Raw genomic sequence first — 19,133 nt, 5'->3', positions numbered from 1 at the left:
TCCGGTTATATGTTATCTGGTGTGGTTATTCGTTAAACTACGGCGGTTGTCGCGGCGACAGAAGTGGCTGCGCACCCGAATGATGACCCGCAATGGGGTCAGGATGGGCCGCCGTATACGAACGCGACACCAACGGAAGGAGTGAGCATGTCTGTACCATCTATCGACTGGGATTTGGCCCTAATCCAGAAATATAACTATTCCGGGCCACGTTATACGTCCTATCCAACCGCGCTGGAGTTTTCTGAAGCTTTCGGTGAGGCTGATTTTCAGCAGGCGGCTGCGCGCTATCCTGAGCGGCCATTATCGCTGTATGTTCACATCCCTTTTTGCCATAAACTCTGCTATTTCTGCGGTTGCAATAAAATCGTTACCCGCCAGCAGCACAAGGCCGATCAATACCTTGATGCGCTCGAACAGGAAATTCTGCATCGTGCACCGCTTTTCGCCGGTCGTCACGTCAGCCAGTTGCACTGGGGCGGTGGTACGCCAACCTATCTGAATAAAGCGCAGATCAGCCGTTTAATGGCGCTTTTGCGCTCCAACTTTAACTTCAATGCGGATGCTGAAATCTCGATCGAAGTCGATCCGCGGGAAATAGAGCTGGATGTACTGGATCACTTACGCGCCGAAGGCTTTACGCGCCTGAGTATGGGTGTGCAGGATTTCAACAAAGAAGTACAACGTCTGGTAAATCGCGAGCAGGACGAAGAGTTTATCTTTGCCTTGCTTAACCATGCGCGCGACATCGGTTTTACCTCGACCAACATTGACCTGATTTATGGCCTGCCAAAGCAGTCGCCGGAGAGTTTCGCCTTCACGCTGAAACGTGTGGCCGAGCTGAACCCCGATCGCCTGAGCGTATTTAACTATGCTCATCTGCCAACGCTCTTTGCTGCTCAGCGCAAAATCAAAGATGCCGATCTGCCTTCTGCTCAGCAGAAGCTGGATATTTTGCAGGAAACCATCACGTCACTGACTGAGACAGGTTATCAGTTTATCGGTATGGACCACTTTGCCCGTCCTGATGATGAGCTGGCAATCGCGCAGAGAGAAGGGATATTGCATCGTAATTTCCAGGGCTACACCACGCAAGGTGATACAGATTTACTGGGTATGGGCGTATCCGCCATCAGCATGATGGGCGACTGCTATGCACAGAACCAGAAAGAGCTAAAGCAGTATTATCAGCAGGTTGATGAAACTGGAAACGCCCTGTGGCGAGGTATCGCGTTAACGCGTGACGATTGCATTCGTCGTGATGTGATTAAAGCGCTTATCTGCAATTTCCGTCTCGACTTCAGTGACGTGGAACTACACTGGGATCTGCAATTCAGCGATTACTTTGCGGAAGACCTGAAGCTACTTACGCCACTGGCAAAAGATGGGCTGGTGGATGTCACGGATAGCGGGATTGAGGTGACGCCAAAAGGGCGCTTATTGATTCGTAATATCTGTATGTGCTTTGACGCCTATCTGCGTCAGAAGGCGCGTCTGCAGCAGTTTTCGCGCGTTATCTAATGGTATTGCCGGGTATGCGAAGCATTACCCGGCAAACCGTCTAGCTAAAAAGCCCAACCAGTGCCGCACACAACACCGCGGCAACGGCTGCTTGCGGCGTGTGGCTTTCCGCAGCTCCGCTCGAGAGCAAATTCACTAATGATTCCAGCATGATGATCCCCCCAATTTCCGGGCACGATCATACAAAACTCATCGGAACAGTAAAGCGCAAAATAACGCCAATTTGCGCTCAATTTGTAATCTTTACACAATGGTAAAAATCACTCCATTCCTAACTCTTTCAACTTACGTGTCAGGGTATTACGACCCCATCCCAGCAGTCGTGCTGCTTCCTGTTTATGGCCCTGAGTATGACGAAGCGCAGTGGTCAGTAAGGTGCGCTCCATTTCTGGTTGAGCTTCAGACAACAGGTTTTGATGACCGGAACGCAACGCGCGATCGGCCCATTGGGCTAACAGTGTTGCCCAACTGTCTGGCAATGTATGCCCGGTACTGCTGTCTGGTACAGTTGCGTCAAACAACTCACTCGGTAAGTCCTGAATCAAGACTTCCTGGCCAGCAGCCATCACAGTCAGCCAGCGGCAGGTGTTTTCCAGCTGACGAACGTTACCAGGCCATGCCAGACGCGTGAGTGCTGCATCGGTTTCCGGGTGAAGTTGTTTAGCTTCCACGCCGAGTTCACGTGCGGCAACCTGCAAAAAGTGACGCGCCAGGCGAGGGATATCTTCCCGACGTTCACGCAGGGGGGGCAGATGGACGCGGATGACATTCAGGCGGTGGAACAGATCTTCGCGGAATTTACCTTCCTGTACGCGTTGTTCCAGGTTTTGGTGCGTTGCGGCAATAATGCGCACATCAACTTTTACCGGAGCATAACCGCCTACACGATAGAATTGTCCGTCGGCCAGTACGCGCAGCAGGCGAGTCTGGACATCCAGCGGCATATCACCGATCTCATCAAGGAACAGTGTTCCGCCATCGGCTTGTTCAAAGCGACCCTGACGAATCGTATTTGCGCCAGTAAATGCCCCTTTTTCGTGACCAAATAGCTCTGATTCAATCAAATCCTTTGGGATTGCCGCCATATTCAGTGCGATAAATGGCGCTTTTGCTCGTGGGCTGTGGCGATGTAAAGCATGCGCGACCAGCTCTTTACCGGTTCCTGACTCGCCGTTAATCAACACACTGATGGAAGAGCGCGACAGACGACCGATAATGCGAAAAACATCCTGCATCGCAGGTGCTTCACCAATGATATCCGTCGTTGGCCCAAAAACGGGAGCGTTACGGGGCTGCTGTTGTTCCTGATAGTGACTGATCGCACGCTCAACCAGGGCTACCGCTTCATCGATATCAAACGGTTTTGGCAGATAATCAAATGCCCCTTGTTGATAGGCGCTAACGGCGGCATCCAGATCGGAATGTGCTGTCATTATGATGACCGGAAGCATAGGGTGGCGTTGTTTGATCTGTTTTAAGAGCGCCAGCCCGTCCATCCCCGGCATGCGAATATCGGAAAGCAGAACATCCGGGGTTTTTGTGGTGAGTGCGTCGAGCACTTCGCTGCCGTTCTCAAATGTCGTGCAGCTTAATCCCGCCCCTGTGAGTGCGCGTTCAAGCACCCAACGGATGGAGCTATCGTCATCGACTACCCAGACTATCCCTCGTTGCATAAACGTCACCTTTATTTTTTAATTGGCAGGTAAACCGAAAACTCGGTATGACCAGGCCAACTGGTAAATTCAATTTTGCCAGAGTGTTGATCGATCAAATTACGGGCAATAGATAACCCAAGTCCGGTCCCACCTTCGCGGCCACTCACCATGGGATAAAACAGCGTATCCTGTAGATGGGAAGGAATACCCGGACCGTTATCTTCAATATCAATACGTGCCGCCAGGCGATAGCGCACGCCATGTAATGTGAGCTGGAAGGCGGTGCGGGTACGCAGCACGATTTCCCCACCTTCAGGGCCCAAAGCTTGTAAGGCATTTCGAACGATATTCAGTAAAACCTGCTCAATCTGGTCGGGATCATGCGCCAATTCAGGCAAGCTTGGGTCATAGTCGCGAACCAGTGTGACGTTTTCCGGTAGCTCCATCGAAACGAGTTTCACTACTCGCTCAGCCACTTTATGAATGCTTTCTGATACGTGCATACCAGGCTGTTGCGGTCCCAGCAGTCTGTCGACCAGGTTGCGTAGACGGTCGGCCTGTTCAATGATGACATTGGTGTATTCGGCCAGCGCCGGGTCTGGCAGTGCTTTGGTGAGTAGCTGCGCAGCGCCACGTAAGCCACCAAGCGGGTTTTTTATTTCATGGGCAAGACCGCGAACCAGATCGCGAGCCGCGATTTGCTGTGCGTGCTGGAGCTGTTCCTGGCTCAGGCGACGCTGGTTATCCATTGGCGCCATTTCCAGCAAAATAAGTCCTTCAGGCAGCCGTTGCGCAGTCAGGGAAAGAATGTGGGAGCGGCCATCAATGACCAGCGTCACTTCGTTATCGGTGAACCCCTGTCCGGCCTGCAAACTCTCCTGCATCAGCCCAATATTCAGGGAAAAATAGCTCAACAATTCCGGAAGTGGTGTACCAAACAGTTTACGCGCGCTTTGGGCGAGCAGTTGCTGTGCCGCCGGGTTGGCGTAATGCACGGCCAGCTCGTCGTCGACCAGCAATATACTGTTTATTAAAGAATTGAGGATCTGCCCAGCATCGGGCAGCGTGCCAGTTGCCATTCAGCAGTCTCCTGGAGTTGTTTGCACTAATTTAGTGCAGTATAGCTTTTCCGTCGTGAAAAGCGCGTGAGATCAGTTTGTTGGTGGAGAAAAAAGCCCATCCGAAGATGGGCTGAAAGTTTCCACGGCAACAAAAAACGGCTTTCGGGCTTGCACGTAAAAGGTCGCGCAAAACCCGTTAAAACTTAAACGCTGTAGTACAGTTCGAACTCAACTGGGTGCGGAGTCATACGCACGCGGTCATTTTCTTCAATACGCAGCGCGATGTAAGCATCGATAGCGTCGTTAGTGAAGACACCGCCGGCCGTCAGGAACTCACGGTCTGCGTCCAGTGCGTTCAATGCCTCTTCCAGAGAACCTGCAACCTGTGGGATCTCTTTCGCTTCTTCTGGAGGCAGATCGTACAGGTTTTTGTCCATCGCTTCGCCTGGGTGGATCTTGTTCTTAATGCCGTCCAGACCCGCCATCAGCAGTGCTGCGAAGCACAGGTATGGGTTAGCCGCTGGATCCGGGAAGCGCACTTCGATACGACGTGCTTTCGGAGATGCAACCACTGGAATACGGATAGAAGCAGAGCGGTTACGGGCGGAGTAAGCCAGCATTACTGGTGCTTCGTAGCCAGGGACCAGACGCTTGTATGAGTTGGTGGTTGGGTTTGCCAGGGCGTTAATTGCTTTAGCGTGTTTGATTACGCCACCAATGTAGTACAGCGCCTGCTCAGACAGACCGGCATATTTGTCACCAGAGAACAGGTTAGTACCGTTCTTGGACAGGGACATGTGGCAGTGCATACCGGAACCGTTATCGCCGAACATTGGTTTTGGCATGAAGGTTGCGGTTTTACCGAAACGGTGTGCAACGTTGTGGACCACATATTTGTAAATCTGAATCTCGTCCGCTTTCTTGGTCATCGTATTGAAGCGGGTCGCGATTTCGTTCTGGCCAGCAGTTGCTACTTCGTGGTGATGCGCTTCAACAACCAGACCCATTTCTTCCATGATCAGACACATGGTCGAACGGATGTCCTGTGAAGAATCGACCGGAGGAACCGGGAAGTAACCGCCTTTCACGCCTGGACGGTGACCTTTGTTACCACCTTCGTATTTGGTGGAAGAGTTCCATGCACCTTCGATGTCATCGATAGCAACGTGAGAACCAGAGATGGATGCGCCAAAACGGATGTCGTCAAACAGGAAGAACTCTGGCTCTGGCCCAAACAGAACGGTGTCTGCGATGCCAGTAGAACGCAGGTACTCTTCAGCACGTTTCGCGATGGAACGTGGGTCGCGGTCGTAGCCTTGCAGTGTGCCTGGCTCGAGGATATCGCAACGGATGATCAGTGTAGGTTCTTCGAAGAACGGGTCAATGAGCGCCGTGGTTGCGTCAGGCATCAGAACCATGTCGGATTCGTTGATACCTTTCCAGCCACCAATTGAGGAGCCGTCAAACATTTTGCCTTCTTCAAAGAATTCGGCGTTTACCTGATGTGCAGGAATCGTGACGTGCTGTTCTTTGCCTTTGGTATCGGTGAAGCGCAGGTCAACAAACTTCACTTCATGTTCGTTCAGCATCGTCAAAACGTGTTCAGCGGACATACTTAACTCTCCAGATTGGTCATTGTCGTCGTGGTAACGAGGTCTTCAAATTCTGTGTAAGGCTGGCATTGCTGCCGCCTTTTTGCCGTATTTATACAAAGCGAAATCTGTGCCAACTTTTAAAACACCCCAAAAAGGCGTTATCATGCGCACCATAGTGCAAAACTGCTGCACCACGATGGTTATGTTGCACCAGTATAGTGCTCCACTGTGAACATGGAGCACCATATTGGTGCAATTTACGTTAAAGTGCCCTTTTTACGCTCCGTGAAAGCGATCACAAAGCAACTCTGCGATACTTGTTTGCGGGGGATGTTTGTGATCCTGTTTTGTAGTGCGATTAATCCGTGTACAATAACGCGCTATTTCTAAATGCCTGAGGCAAAGTTGTGATCGAAAATTTGCGTAACATCGCCATCATCGCGCACGTTGACCATGGTAAAACTACCCTGGTTGATAAGCTGCTGCAGCAATCCGGTACGTTTGATGCGCGTGCCGAAACTCAAGAGCGTGTGATGGACTCCAACGATTTGGAGAAAGAGCGTGGGATTACCATCCTCGCGAAAAACACCGCTATCAAATGGAATGACTACCGTATCAACATCGTTGATACCCCAGGGCACGCCGATTTCGGTGGCGAAGTTGAACGTGTAATGTCCATGGTAGACTCCGTTCTGCTGGTCGTTGACGCAATGGATGGCCCAATGCCGCAAACGCGCTTCGTTACCAAAAAGGCATTTGCCCACGGTCTGAAGCCAATTGTTGTTATCAACAAAGTTGACCGCCCTGGCGCGCGTCCTGACTGGGTTGTTGACCAGGTATTCGACCTGTTCGTTAACCTCGACGCGACCGACGAGCAGCTGGACTTCCCTATCGTTTACGCTTCTGCGCTGAACGGTATCGCAGGTCTGGACCACGAAAACATGGCTGACGACATGACCCCGCTGTACCAGGCGATTGTTGACCGTGTTCCTGCACCAAACGTTGATCTCGACGGCACGCTGCAGATGCAGATCTCTCAGCTCGATTACAACAACTATGTTGGTGTAATCGGCATTGGTCGTATCAAACGCGGTAAAGTGAAGCCGAACCAGCAGGTCACTATCATTGATAGCGAAGGCAAAACCCGTAACGGTAAAGTCGGTAAAGTACTGGGCCACCTGGGTCTGGAACGTATCGAAACTGACGTGGCAGAAGCAGGCGATATCATTGCTATCACCGGTCTGGGCGAGTTGAACATCTCTGACACGATCTGTGACCCGCAGGCTGTTGAAGCACTGCCAGCACTGTCTGTTGATGAGCCAACCGTTTCTATGTTCTTCAACGTCAACACCTCTCCGTTCTGTGGCAAAGAAGGTAAGTTCGTTACCTCTCGTCAGATCCTTGACCGCCTGAACAAAGAGCTGGTGCACAACGTTGCGCTGCGTGTTGAAGAAACGCCTGACGCGGATGCATTCCGTGTATCTGGTCGTGGTGAGCTGCACCTGTCTGTTCTTATCGAGAACATGCGTCGTGAAGGTTTCGAAATGGCGGTTTCCCGTCCGAAAGTTATCTTCCGCGAAATCGATGGCCGTAAACAAGAGCCATTCGAAAACGTAACACTGGACGTTGAAGAGCAGCATCAGGGTTCTGTTATGCAGGCTCTGGGTGAGCGTAAAGGCGACCTGAAAAACATGAATCCAGATGGCAAAGGCCGCGTACGTCTCGACTACGTGATCCCAAGCCGTGGTCTGATCGGCTTCCGTTCAGAATTCATGACCATGACTTCCGGTACGGGTCTGCTGTACTCCACCTTCAGCCATTACGATGATGTTCGTCCGGGCGAAGTGGGTCAGCGTAACAACGGCGTACTGATCTCTAACGGTCAGGGTAAAGCGGTTGCGTTCGCACTGTTCAGCCTTCAGGACCGCGGTAAGCTGTTCCTGGGCCACGGTGCAGAAGTTTACGAAGGCCAGATCATCGGTATTCACAGTCGTTCTAATGACCTGACTGTAAACTGCCTGACCGGTAAGAAACTGACCAACATGCGTGCGTCTGGTACTGATGAAGCAACCGTTCTGGTTCCACCAGTCAAAATGACTCTGGAGCAAGCTCTGGAATTCATCGATGACGACGAACTGGTAGAAGTGACGCCACTGTCTATCCGTATTCGTAAACGTCACCTGACTGAGAACGACCGTAAACGTGCTATGCGCGGTCCGAAAGAAGACTAATTTTCTCTTCTGCTGGTATGCAAACCCCGTCCTTTGTGGCGGGGTTTTTCTTTTTCAGCCATACGTAGCAGCGCATAGCCAAAGCTTATCTTTCCCGCTACAGTTACTTTTCCACGGCGAAAAGGAGATAAACATGCTTTATATCTTTGACTTAGGAAATGTAATCGTCGATATCGATTTTAATCGGGTGTTGGGTGCATGGAGTGATTTCAGCCGTGTGCCACTGGCGAGGCTAAAACAAAGTTTTACGATGAGTGAGACTTTCCACCAGCACGAACGGGGTGAGATCAGTGACGAAGAGTTTGCTGAGCGCTTCTGCCATGAGATGGATCTGCCGTTAAGTTACGAGCAGTTTTCTCACGGTTGGCAGGCGGTATTTGTTGCGATCCGCCCAGAAGTGACCGGTATTATGCAAAAACTCCGCGGCCAGGGCCATCGTGTGGTTGTTCTGTCGAACACGAATCGCCTGCATACCACCTTCTGGCCCGATGAGTACCCTGAAATTTATGCCGCAGCGGATAAAGTTTATCTTTCCCAGGAGATGGGAATGCGCAAACCGGAAGCGCGGATCTATCAGGCAGTGCTTCAGGCGGAAGGATTCTCCGCGGCTGATGCGGTCTTTTTTGACGACAATGTCGATAATATAGAGGGAGCTAACCAGTTAGGTATCACGTCAATTCTGGTGACCGGAAAAGAGACGATACCGGACTATTTCGCGAAGCTGTTATGTTAAAAACCGTTCATCAAAAAGCAACGCACCATACCCGCCCACTTCGGGCATGGCTAAAACTCCTCTGGCATCGCATTGATGAGGACAATATGACGACACTGGCGGGTAACCTTGCGTATGTGTCGTTACTCTCCATCGTGCCGCTGGTGGCGGTGATCTTTGCGCTTTTTTCTGCTTTTCCGATGTTTGCAGATGTCAGTTTGCAGCTTCGACACTTTGTATTTGCCAATTTTATTCCTGCGACTGGCGATGTCATTCAGAACTATATTGAGCAGTTTGTCGCGAACTCTAACAAGATGACCGCCGTTGGCGCATGTGGCTTGATCGTGACGGCGTTGTTGTTGATGTATGCCATTGATAGTGCATTGAATACCATCTGGCGAAGTAAACGGGTGCGGCCTCGCGTGTACTCGTTTGCAGTGTACTGGATGATTTTAACTCTCGGGCCGTTACTGGCCGGGGCCAGTCTGGCGATCAGTTCATATTTGCTCTCATTACGCTGGGCAAGCGAGCTAAACGGCGTGATCGACAATGTGCTGCGTATCTTCCCGCTGATCTTATCGTGGCTCTCGTTCTGGCTGTTGTACAGCGTCGTTCCCACCACCCGAGTGCCTAACCGGGATGCGGTTGTTGGGGCATTAGTCGCGGCAGTTCTCTTTGAACTGGGGAAAAAAGGCTTTGCCCTTTACATCACCATGTTCCCGTCTTATCAGCTGATTTACGGCGTGCTGGCGGTTATCCCCATTTTGTTTGTATGGGTGTACTGGACCTGGTGTATCGTCTTGCTTGGTGCAGAAATAACTGTCACTCTCGGAATATACCGCGAACTTAAAAAAACAGCAGAAGCTGAAAAACAACAAGAAGCAGACCAACCATGATTGCATTGATTCAGCGCGTAACCCAGGCCAGCGTCACCGTGGGGGGGGAAGTGACGGGTGAAATTGGCCCCGGACTTTTGGTGTTGTTAGGTGTCGAAAAGGAAGATGACGAGCAAAAAGCCAACCGCTTGTGTGAGCGTGTGTTGGGTTACCGTATCTTTGGCGATGCAGACGGTAAAATGAACCTGAATGTTCAGCAATCGGGTGGCAGTGTGCTGGTGGTTTCGCAATTTACGTTGGCTGCGGATACAGAACGTGGTATGCGTCCGGGGTTCTCGAAAGGCGCAACTCCGGAGTGTGCAGAAGCACTCTATGACTATTTTGTTGAGCGTTGTCGCCAACAGGATATGAATACTCAAACCGGACGATTCGCTGCAGATATGCAGGTTTCGCTGGTGAACGATGGCCCCGTTACATTCTGGCTGCAGGTATGAGCCAACTGGCGGCGTGGCCGCGGGTAACAAGAGAGAGTACAGCTATGTATCACCTTCGAGTACCGCAAACGGAAGACGAGTTAGACGTTTATTACCAGTTCCGCTGGGAAATGCTGCGCAAGCCATTACATCAACCAAAGGGTTCTGAACGTGACGCCTGGGACGCAATGGCCCATCACCAGATGGTAGTGGATGAAGAGGGCAACATTGTCGCTGTCGGGCGTTTGTATATCAATGCCGATAATGAAGCATCTATCCGCTTTATGGCTGTACATCCTTCAGTACAGGATAAAGGTCTTGGGACACTGATTGCGATGACGCTGGAATCTGTCGCCCGGCAGGAAGGCGTAAAACGCGTGACCTGTAGTGCTCGCGAAGATGCGGTAGAGTTTTTTGCCAAACTGGGTTTTGTTAACCAGGGGGAAATCACCACCCCACAAACCACGCCTGTTCGCCACTTTTTGATGATCAAACCCGTCGCAACGCTCGATGATATTTTGCACCGTGCTGACTGGTGTGGGCAGTTGCAGCAGGCCTGGTATCAGCATATCCCGCTCAGTGAAAAGATGGGTGTTCGCATCCAGCAGTACACCGGGAAAAAATTCATAACCACCATGCCGGAAATTGGTAATCAAAACCCACATCACACGTTATTTGCCGGCAGTCTGTTCTCGCTTGCTACTCTCACTGGTTGGGGGCTGATCTGGTTGATGTTGCGAGAGCGTCATCTTGGCGGCACGATTATTCTCGCTGATGCACACATTCGTTACAGTTCGCCCATCAGCGGTAAACCCAGCGCAGTCGCCGATCTTGGTTCGTTGGGTGGCGATCTCGATCGCCTGGCGCGTGGCCGTAAAGCGCGCGTCCAGATGCAGGTTGAACTCTTTGGCGATGAAACCTCCGGTGCTGTATTTGAAGGAACCTATATTGTTCTTCCCGCCAAGCCCTTTGGTGCGTATGAAGAGGGCGGTAACGAGGAAGAGTAACCCCCGGCCATGCCCGGCGTGCTCGCCGGGCTAGCGTTCTGAACCGATCCGCCAGGCGATGTCTCGTATCACATCCCGTGCAGACTGGCTGATCCCGCCAAGCTGGAAGAACCCATGAATAACCCCGAGCCAGTGTTGAGCAGTACATTCCACGCCTTGCGCCGTCAAATGTTGATACAGCGCTTTGCCTTCATCGCATAACGGATCAAATTCAGCTGTAATGATGTGTACCGGAGGCAGGCCGCTAAAATCCTTTCTCCACAGTGGGCTGGCTTCAGGATGCTGGCGTTCAGTATTAGCCAGATACATTTCATAACCGCTGAGCAGCGTATCGCGGGTAATGATAAAGTCCACGCCGTTGCGGGTATAGCTGCCGAAACTGGCTGTGGCGTCAAGCATCGGGTAGATCAGAATAAGCTGCGCGGGCTGCCATATTCCTGCTGCTTTTAGCCGCAGAGCTGTCACCAGCGCCAGATGGCCTCCCGCACTATCTCCGCACAGCGTGAGACGTTTTTTATCCACACCAAAACGTCCGGCATACTGCCAGATCAAATTCGCCCCTCTTTCTGCATCGTCATGTGCGGCCGGGAAGGTGTGTTCTGGCGCAAGCCTGTATTGAACCGCAATCACCCGACAGCTTCCGTAATACGCCAGCTGGCGGAGCTGATTATCATGAGTGGCAAAGCCACCGCTGATAAAACATCCGCCGTGATAGTAGATTACGGCAGGTAGCGTTTCCGCTGAGTTTAAGGGGGAAAAGACACGGAAGGTGATACCTTCAAGCGTCAGCGTTTCTACTTTGACGCGTATCTCTGTCTCCCCTGCAAGCACCGTGCTGTCGACATACCCCGCTCTCCGGTCATCAATATTCTGCTTGCGTGAAGAAGGCCGTCCTGCGGCGATAAAGTCCTGAACCAGTGCCCCAATTCCTTTTTCCAGTACCATTTAATACCTCTGAATGCTGTATGAATAAACAGTGTTATAGCCTGGTTTTTAGCTGAAGGAAATGGCGGATTTTGGTGGGGATGAAAATCTGGAAAGAGGCTCGCAAAAGCGAACCGGACGTTTTAAATTTTCTGTTGTGGGGAGGCCGGAGTGAGTATTGTAGGCCGGGCATGCTTGCGCCGCCCGGCACTGTTACAGGAGATTACTCTCCTTCACCCGGGAACAGGAACGGGTTGATGGAGCTTCTGGCAAAGCCCTCTTGTTCCATTTTGGCGTCCAGAATCAGTGAGGCGAGATCGTCCGCAACGGCTTCGACTTTCGGGTCTTTTTCCTGATAAAGGATTTTCAGGTAAGTACCACAGTCGCCACAGCTTTCCGCTTTTATTGCAGCCTGCTCATTTTCCAGTGACCAGTAGTGCAAATCACGGGTCTGCTCGCAGTTGCTGCATTTCACGCGTACCACGTGCCACTCGGTTTCACAGAGATTGCAGTGCAGGTAGCGTAAACCCTGCGTGGAGCCGATCTGCACCATGCTTGCAACGGGCATTGAACCACATACCGGGCAAAACTGGCGTGCTTCACCATACTCGGCCCGGGCTTTCCCGGGAATCAGGCTGGCCATTTGTGCCCAGTAGAGTGACAGCGCAGCCCAGATAAAGGGGGCTTTATCACTGCTGACTAACGCAAAATCAGAGGCAAACAATGCGCTCGCCATCTCTTCCAGCTCATTTTCTGATGCTTTCTCCAGATTCTCAATTACGGCCAGTGCAGTGCCGCTCATCTCAGGCTTAAGCTCAGCAATCAACGAGTGCAGCAGCTTGTGCCAGTGCTTGTCACGCGGCAGTACGTGGATATCCAGCGGCGGTTTGCCCTGATCGTTGGCTTCTTTTATGCGCGCAGTCAGATCCATTTGCAGAGGGTGGTCGTACAAAACCACCTCCTGTGCGTGGGCGATTAACGCTGCAAAACGCAGGAAATCGCCAAGCGGATTGTTCTCTGCCAGCTCGCGCAGACGTTCTGCGCGGCGGTTGTAGAGGTTTTTGAGTCTGGGGAATAACAACGGCGGAATGTACTCCGCCGTGCGTTTCTCGCTCGAACCCAGCTCATCTTGCGGGATTATGCGAATACTCATTCAGATGACTTTTCCTGTTTCTGGCGGACCTCTCGGTACCAGCGTGGGTGGTGCTTCTTCGCCCACGTACTGGTTACCCATCCTTCCACCATCGCGGTTATAGTGCCTTTCACCCAAAGGGCGGCGTAAATATGCACCATGATAACCACAATTAACGCGACTGCGGCAAATGAATGCAGCATTAGCGCAAATCGGATCACCGGGATTGAGAAAGCAGGCGCAAAATACGGACGCCAGATGATCACACCGCTGACCAGCAACAGGACCAGGAAGATAATCGCCGCCCAGAATACGCATTTCTGACCGAAGTTATAACGCCCGGTGTCACCTACCTCCTCGTTGACGACGATCTTACGAATATTCTTCGCCCAAAAGATATCATCCCGATTGATTAGGTTATGGTGCCAGTAACGGAAAAACATGATGATGAACGATGCAAACATAATCACGCCCACAAACGGGTGCAGAATACGCGCCAGCTGTGGCGTCCCCATGATTTGCATCAGCCAGTTGAAGGACGGGAAGAAGAACCCCAGTCCGCTTATGGCCGCCAGCATGAAACAGAAGGCGGTGACCCAGTGGTTGATACGCTCCGGCGCGGTATAGCGCACGATGGTGTCACGTTTTTTCATTTGCGCACCTCGTCTTTCTCTTCATGCAGGTTGTCTTCTTCCTCTTCCGCACGGTTCGGGCCGACACCGACGTAGTGGAAAATACTGGCTGCGAAGGTGGCAGCAAAACCGACGGCTGCCAGTGGTTTCCAGATACCTTTCCAGAATTTCACGGTGGCGCTGATTTCCGGGTTTTCCGGCAGGCCGTGGTACAGATTCGGTTTGTCGGCGTGATGCAGCACATACATCACGTGCGTGCCGCCAACCCCGGCAGGATCGTACAGACCTGCATTGTCATAACCACGTGTTTTCAGTTCACCCACGCGTTCTGCCGCCAGCGTTTTCATATCCTCTTTAGAGCCAAAGTGGATAGCGCCGGTTGGGCAGGTCTTCACGCAGGCCGGTTCCTGGCCGACAGTCACACGGTCGACGCACAGCGTACATTTGTAGACGCGGTTGTCTTCCGGGTTCAGTCGCGGCACGTTAAACGGGCAGCCCGCAATGCAGTAGCCGCAGCCAATGCACTGTTCGGACTGGAAGTCGACGATACCGTTGGCATATTGAATAATAGCCCCTTCTGACGGGCATGCCTTCAGACAGCCCGGATCCGCACAGTGCATGCAGCCATCTTTGCGGATAAGCCATTCCAGTTTGTCGTTCTGCTCCACTTCCGAGAAACGCATCACCGTCCAGGACTTGGCGGTCAGGTCGGCGGGGTTATCGTACACCCCGACGTTGTGACCCACTTCGTCACGGAGGTCGTTCCACTCTGAACAAGCCACCTGACAAGCTTTACAGCCGATACAGGTGGTCACGTCGATAAGCTTCGCCACTTCCTGCTGGTGGTCCCGCGCCTGTGGCGCGGGCGTGAAACCGTTAGTCGCGGAACGACGGATAATATCTTGAGATTGGTAAGCCATAATTCATCTCCGTTTACCCTTCATCTTTCAGTGCGCAGGTGCGTTGGTTTCCTTATGCATTCCGGTCGCGCCGTTTTTCTACGCTCCCGAAATGCATGGCGTCACCGTCTGCCTGCAACCTGAAATCTATTGGGTATCCACCTTTTCCACGTTCACGAGGAAGGCTTTAAACTCCGGTGTTTGCGTGTTTGCATCACCGACGAACGGCGTCAGGGTGTTCGCGATAAACCCTTTCTTCGCCACACCTTCATAGCCCCAGTGGATTGGGATGCCGATGGTGTCAACCTGCTGACCGTGAACATTCAGCGTGCGAATACGCTTGGTCACTACCGCTTTTGCTTTAATGTAGCCACGGTTAGAGGAGACCTTCACGGTATCGCCATGTGCGATGCCGAGCTTATTCGCCAGCTTTTCACCAATCTCCACAAACTGTTCCGGCTGTGCGATGGCGTTAAGCAACGCATGCTTTGTCCAGTAGTGGAAGTGCTCGGTCAGACGGTAGGTTGTGCCCACGTACGGGAACTTATCTTTTTTACCCAGCGCTTCAAAATCACCCTTGAAGATACGGGCTGCCGGGTTAGAGATAACGTTCGGGTGCAGCGGGTTAGTTCCCAGCGGCGTCTCAAATGGCTCGTAGTGTTCGGGGAACGGACCTTCCGCCATCTTATCGATAGCAAACAGACGTCCCATCCCTTCAGGCTGCATGATAAATGGCCCGACATCACTGCCTGGTGCGGCAGCGCTATAGTCCGGAATATCCACACCGCCCCATTTTGCGCCATCCCATTTCAGAAGCTGACGTTTTGGATCCCACGGTTTACCCTGCGGGTCAGCGGAAGCACGGTTATACAGAATGCGGCGGTTCAGCGGCCATGCCCATGCCCAACCCAGCGTATTTCCCAGCCCTGACGGGTCGGCGTTATCGCGGTTAGCCATCTGGTTGCCTTTTGGCGTCCAGCTACCGGCGAAGATCCAGCAGCCGCTGGTCGTCGAGCCATCATCACGCAGATGCGCGAAGGTGCTTAACTGCTCGCCTTTTTTCGCCAGCACCGTGCCGGTTGCCGGGTCGATAATATCCGCCAGCGCTTTACCGTTGCTCTCCATTGCCACTTCTTCTGGTGCAGGATTTTCCGGCGTTGAGTAGTTCCAGCTCATGTTCAGAACTTGTTCCGGACATGCCCCGCCTTCTTCGGCGTACATCTTACGCAGACGCAGGAAAATGCCCGCCAGGATCTCGCCGTCGTTCATGGCGATGCCTGGGGCGTCAGCGCCTTTCCAGTGCCATTGCAACCAGCGACCGGAGTTCACGATAGAGCCATTCTCTTCGGCAAAGCAGGTCGACGGCAGGCGGAATACTTCTGTCTGAATCGTCGATGGATCAACGTCGTTGGACTCGCCGTGGTTCTGCCAGAAAGTCGAAGTTTCGGTGTTGAGCGGGTCAATTGTGACCAGGAACTTCAGTTTTGACAGTGATGCCACAACCTTGTTCTTGTTCGGGAACGACGCCACCGGGTTGAAGCCCTGGCACAGATAGCCGTTCACTTTGCCCTGGTTCATCATCTCGAAGTACTGCAGAACGTCGTAACCTTTATCCCACTTCGGCAACCAGTCAAAGCCCCAGCTGTTGTCGGCTGTCGCTTTATCACCGAAGAACGCTTTCATCATCGAGACGAAGAACTTCGGATAATTGCCCCAGTAGTTCACCTGGCCTTCGAGCAACGGTTTTGGCGTGTTGGCCGTCAGGTAGGTCTGAAGGTCGGTCTGCTTCTCGCTTGGCAATGTCATATAACCAGGCAAGCTCTGGGAAAGCAGCCCTAAATCTGTAAGACCCTGAATGTTCGAGTGACCGCGCAGGGCGTTTACGCCACCGCCCGCCATCCCCATGTTGCCGAGCAGGAGCTGAACCATCGCCATGGTGCGAATGTTCTGCGCACCGATGGAGTGTTGCGTCCAGCCGAGCGCATACAGGAACGATGTGGTTTTATCGGGAGCACTGGTTTCGGCGATAAGTTCACATACTTTCAGGAAGTCCGCTTTTGGCGTACCACAGATGTTTTCAACAACGTCCGGGGTATAGCGGGAAACATGCTCTTTCAGCAGGTTCCACACGCAGCGCGGGTGTTGCAGCGTGGTATCGCGTTTCGCAAAACCGTTTTCATCCAGCTCGTAGTTCCAGCTGGTTTTATCGTATTTGCGTTTTTCGGCGTCATAACCGCTGAACAGACCATCTTCGAAGCTATAGTCTTCACGCACGATCAGGCTGGCGTTGGTATAAGCCTCGGTGTATTCACGGTTATATTTTTCGTTGGTCATCAGGTACAGCAATACGCCTGACAGGAATGTGATGTCAGTACCTGAACGAATAGGGGTGTAGAAATCCGCCACTGACGCAGTACGCGTAAAGCGGGGATCGATAACAATCAGCTTCGCACCGTTGTGGATTTTGGCTTCCATCGCCCAGCGGAACCCGACAGGGTGCGCTTCAGCGGCGTTACCGCCCATTACCACGATAAGGTTGGCGTTTTTGATGTCGACCCAGTGGTTGGTCATCGCACCGCGACCAAATGTTGGAGCAAGACTTGCTACCGTTGGTCCGTGTCAGACACGCGCCTGGTTGTCGACCGCGAGCATACCGAGTGCGCGCGTGAATTTCTGGGTTAAATAGCCGGTTTCGTTACTGGATGCGGAAGCACACAACATCCCGGTGGAGAGCCAGCGGTTGACCGTTACGCCATCAGCGTTCTGGGCAATAAAGTTGGCGTCGCGGTCTTCTTTAATCAGTTTTGCGATACGGTCAAACGCATCGTCCCAGCTGATTTGCTGCCATTTATCGGAGCCTGGTGCGCGATATTCAGGGAATTTCAGGCGACTTTCTGAGTGGATAAAGTCCACCAGACCAGCCCCTTTAGGGCACAGTGCACCACGGTTAACCGGGTGATCCGGGTCCCCTTCGATATGGAAGATGGATGCTTTGGCGTTTTTCGCACCGTCGCCGAGGCTATACATTAACAGCCCGCAACCGACAGAGCAGTACGTACAGGTATTACGGGTTTCACGGGTACGCAACAGCTTATACTGCCGCGTTTCCGCCAGCGCTACACCGGGAGCAAAGCCCAGTACCGCCGCCGTTGTGCCTGCCATACCGCCAGCGCAGATCTTAAAGAACTGCCTTCTGCTGACCTGCATGGGTCACTCCTTGTTTCGACATTGCTTAGTGTTTCGCTTTGCGGTCGCAAAATAACCACAAAGGATAAAATTTGCGTTATTCCCTCAATTCCACGAGGGATATCATCAGAATACCACAATGTCGGTAAGCCTGTTCCAATCGCGTTAAAACAAAGTGAACGTATTATCACTCTGTTGATTATAAAGTGTGATATTAATCACGAAATTTACCCTGAGTGTTACCGGTCTGTATCAGTGCTTCGGTTGTGTCACTCCTAAATGAGTAGGTAAACTTGATGTCTATGAGAGCCGAAAAATTGATCCATACTATGCGTGAGGTCTGCGGTTTATGGTGCAATAGCAGGCTCACTTCTGTGGTTGTTCAGGAATACCGCTGTGTCTAAACAAAACCGTGTTACCCGGTCTTCGCCACTGCCTGAGGGCACTGTGGAATTGTCGGTACACAGACCGCCCCACATTACGCTTGCTACGCCCGATTTTCTGGCGCAAGAAGTCCCTGTTGCCCTGGTTTATAACGGTATCTCGCATGTTGTGATGATGGCCTCGCCTAAAGATTTGGAGCTGTTTGCGATAGGTTTTTCTCTGTCGGAAGGCATTATCGAGCACCCGCAGGAGATCTTTGGCATGGATGTGGTTCAGGCCTGTAATGGACTGGAAGTGCAAATTGAACTCTCCAGCCGCCGTTTTATGGGGCTAAAAGAGCGCCGTCGGGCGCTGGCGGGACGTACTGGCTGTGGTGTCTGCGGTGTTGAGCAACTCAATGATATCGGTAAACCCATAACGCCCCTGCCGTTTACTCAGACGTTTAACCTGGCTCACCTCGACTCTGCACTTGAGCATCTCAATGATGTTCAGCCGATTGGGCAACTGAGCGGATGCACTCACGCCGCGGCCTGGGTTTTACCGTCAGGTGAGATTGCGGGTGGGCATGAAGATGTCGGGCGACATGTTGCACTGGATAAACTGCTTGGGCGTCGCGCGCGTGAGAGCGAAATCTGGCAGCAAGGTGCGGCATTAGTCTCCAGTCGTGCCAGTTACGAGATGGTGCAAAAATCGGCGATGTGTGGCATTGAAATTCTGTTTGCGGTTTCTGCCGCGACCACACTGGCGGTGGAGGTTGCGGAGCGTTGCAACCTGACACTGGTGGGATTTTGCAAACCTGGAAGGGCAACGATCTATACCCATCCGCAGCGATTAATTGTTAATCAGTAATTTTGAATGATGAGAGCAAATCCTTCCGCTTTTAGT

16 protein-coding genes are annotated in these 19,133 nt (G+C 52.3%); 7 read left to right on the top strand and 9 right to left on the bottom strand.

All coding sequences use genetic code 11. The features are described 5' to 3' along the window. Positions 1–147 precede the first annotated feature (147 nt). Positions 148–1,521 carry an oxygen-independent coproporphyrinogen III oxidase gene (gene hemN, locus HV346_RS22985; RefSeq protein WP_181621554.1) on the top strand — a complete coding sequence of 458 codons (1,374 nt, stop codon included), beginning with the start codon at positions 148–150 and terminating at the stop codon, positions 1,519–1,521. A 40-nt stretch (positions 1,522–1,561) separates the two neighbouring features. Here the strand turns inward: hemN and HV346_RS22980 are convergent, their stop codons facing one another. The 4 genes from HV346_RS22980 to glnA all read right to left on the bottom strand — a co-directional run bounded on the left by HV346_RS22980 (position 1,562) and on the right by glnA (position 5,850). Then, positions 1,562–1,672 carry a YshB family small membrane protein gene (locus tag HV346_RS22980; protein ID WP_181621553.1) on the bottom strand — a complete coding sequence of 37 codons (111 nt, stop codon included), beginning with the start codon at positions 1,670–1,672 and terminating at the stop codon, positions 1,562–1,564. A gap of 109 nt (positions 1,673–1,781) precedes the next feature. Next, entirely contained in the window at positions 1,782–3,194 is a 1,413-nt protein-coding gene (gene glnG, locus HV346_RS22975; RefSeq protein ID WP_181621552.1) for a nitrogen regulation protein NR(I), read from the bottom strand. A gap of 11 nt (positions 3,195–3,205) precedes the next feature. Further along, complete coding sequence (gene glnL, locus HV346_RS22970; protein ID WP_181621550.1) at positions 3,206–4,255, bottom strand: nitrogen regulation protein NR(II); 1,050 nt, start codon at positions 4,253–4,255, stop codon at positions 3,206–3,208. A 185-nt stretch (positions 4,256–4,440) separates the two neighbouring features. Then, entirely contained in the window at positions 4,441–5,850 is a 1,410-nt protein-coding gene (gene glnA, locus HV346_RS22965) for a glutamate--ammonia ligase (RefSeq protein ID WP_181621548.1), read from the bottom strand. Between the two features lie 389 nt (positions 5,851–6,239). Here glnA and typA point away from each other — a divergent pair, with 389 nt between their 5' ends. From typA to fabY, 5 genes are all read left to right on the top strand, one after another. Further along, positions 6,240–8,063: a ribosome-dependent GTPase TypA gene (gene typA / locus HV346_RS22960; RefSeq protein WP_181621546.1), complete on the top strand. Its 1,824-nt coding sequence runs from the start codon at positions 6,240–6,242 to the stop codon at positions 8,061–8,063. A 133-nt stretch (positions 8,064–8,196) separates the two neighbouring features. After that, complete coding sequence (yihX, locus tag HV346_RS22955; protein ID WP_181621544.1) at positions 8,197–8,796, top strand: glucose-1-phosphatase; 600 nt, start codon at positions 8,197–8,199, stop codon at positions 8,794–8,796. Then, entirely contained in the window at positions 8,790–9,671 is an 882-nt protein-coding gene (locus HV346_RS22950) for a virulence factor BrkB family protein (RefSeq protein ID WP_181621542.1), read from the top strand. The genes yihX and HV346_RS22950 overlap by 7 nt, the downstream gene beginning before the upstream one ends. Next, positions 9,668–10,105 (top strand): D-aminoacyl-tRNA deacylase, encoded by a 438-nt coding sequence (gene dtd / locus HV346_RS22945; protein WP_181621541.1) that lies wholly within the window; start codon positions 9,668–9,670, stop codon positions 10,103–10,105. Before HV346_RS22950 ends, dtd begins: the two co-directional genes overlap by 4 nt. 44 nt (positions 10,106–10,149) lie before the next feature. Then, the gene (gene fabY / locus HV346_RS22940; protein ID WP_181621540.1) at positions 10,150–11,091 is read left to right on the top strand and encodes a fatty acid biosynthesis protein FabY; all 942 of its coding nucleotides are present in this window, start codon (positions 10,150–10,152) and stop codon (positions 11,089–11,091) included. 30 nt (positions 11,092–11,121) lie between these two features. On the opposite strand, the gene HV346_RS22935 is transcribed toward fabY, so the two are convergent. The 5 genes from HV346_RS22935 to fdnG form a co-directional block, all read right to left on the bottom strand. Further along, on the bottom strand, positions 11,122–12,036 hold the full coding sequence (locus HV346_RS22935; RefSeq protein ID WP_181621539.1) for an alpha/beta hydrolase: 915 nt from the start codon (positions 12,034–12,036) through the stop codon (positions 11,122–11,124). Between the two features lie 202 nt (positions 12,037–12,238). Continuing rightward, positions 12,239–13,168 carry a formate dehydrogenase accessory protein FdhE gene (gene fdhE / locus HV346_RS22930; protein WP_181621538.1) on the bottom strand — a complete coding sequence of 310 codons (930 nt, stop codon included), beginning with the start codon at positions 13,166–13,168 and terminating at the stop codon, positions 12,239–12,241. Next, positions 13,165–13,800 carry a formate dehydrogenase cytochrome b556 subunit gene (fdoI, locus tag HV346_RS22925; RefSeq protein WP_014172232.1) on the bottom strand — a complete coding sequence of 212 codons (636 nt, stop codon included), beginning with the start codon at positions 13,798–13,800 and terminating at the stop codon, positions 13,165–13,167. Before fdoI ends, fdhE begins: the two co-directional genes overlap by 4 nt. Beyond that, a complete protein-coding gene (gene fdxH, locus HV346_RS22920) occupies positions 13,797–14,699 on the bottom strand; it encodes a formate dehydrogenase subunit beta (protein WP_181621537.1) in 903 nt (300 codons plus the stop codon). The genes fdoI and fdxH overlap by 4 nt, the downstream gene beginning before the upstream one ends. Positions 14,700–14,825: 126 nt before the next feature. Then, a complete protein-coding gene (gene fdnG / locus HV346_RS22915; protein ID WP_181621535.1) occupies positions 14,826–17,885 on the bottom strand; it encodes a formate dehydrogenase-N subunit alpha in 3,060 nt (1,019 codons plus the stop codon). 375 nt (positions 17,886–18,260) lie between these two features. Here fdnG and fdhD point away from each other — a divergent pair, with 375 nt between their 5' ends. Then, positions 18,261–19,097 carry a formate dehydrogenase accessory sulfurtransferase FdhD gene (fdhD, locus tag HV346_RS22910; protein ID WP_181621534.1) on the top strand — a complete coding sequence of 279 codons (837 nt, stop codon included), beginning with the start codon at positions 18,261–18,263 and terminating at the stop codon, positions 19,095–19,097. The last annotated feature ends 36 nt before the right edge of the window (positions 19,098–19,133 follow it).

It is taken from the genome of Enterobacter sp. RHBSTW-00994 (assembly GCF_013782625.1).
Classification (GTDB): domain Bacteria; phylum Pseudomonadota; class Gammaproteobacteria; order Enterobacterales; family Enterobacteriaceae; genus Enterobacter.
The sequence above is the reverse complement of the archived record's forward strand: the minus strand, read 5'-3'. Positions and strand labels throughout refer to the sequence as shown.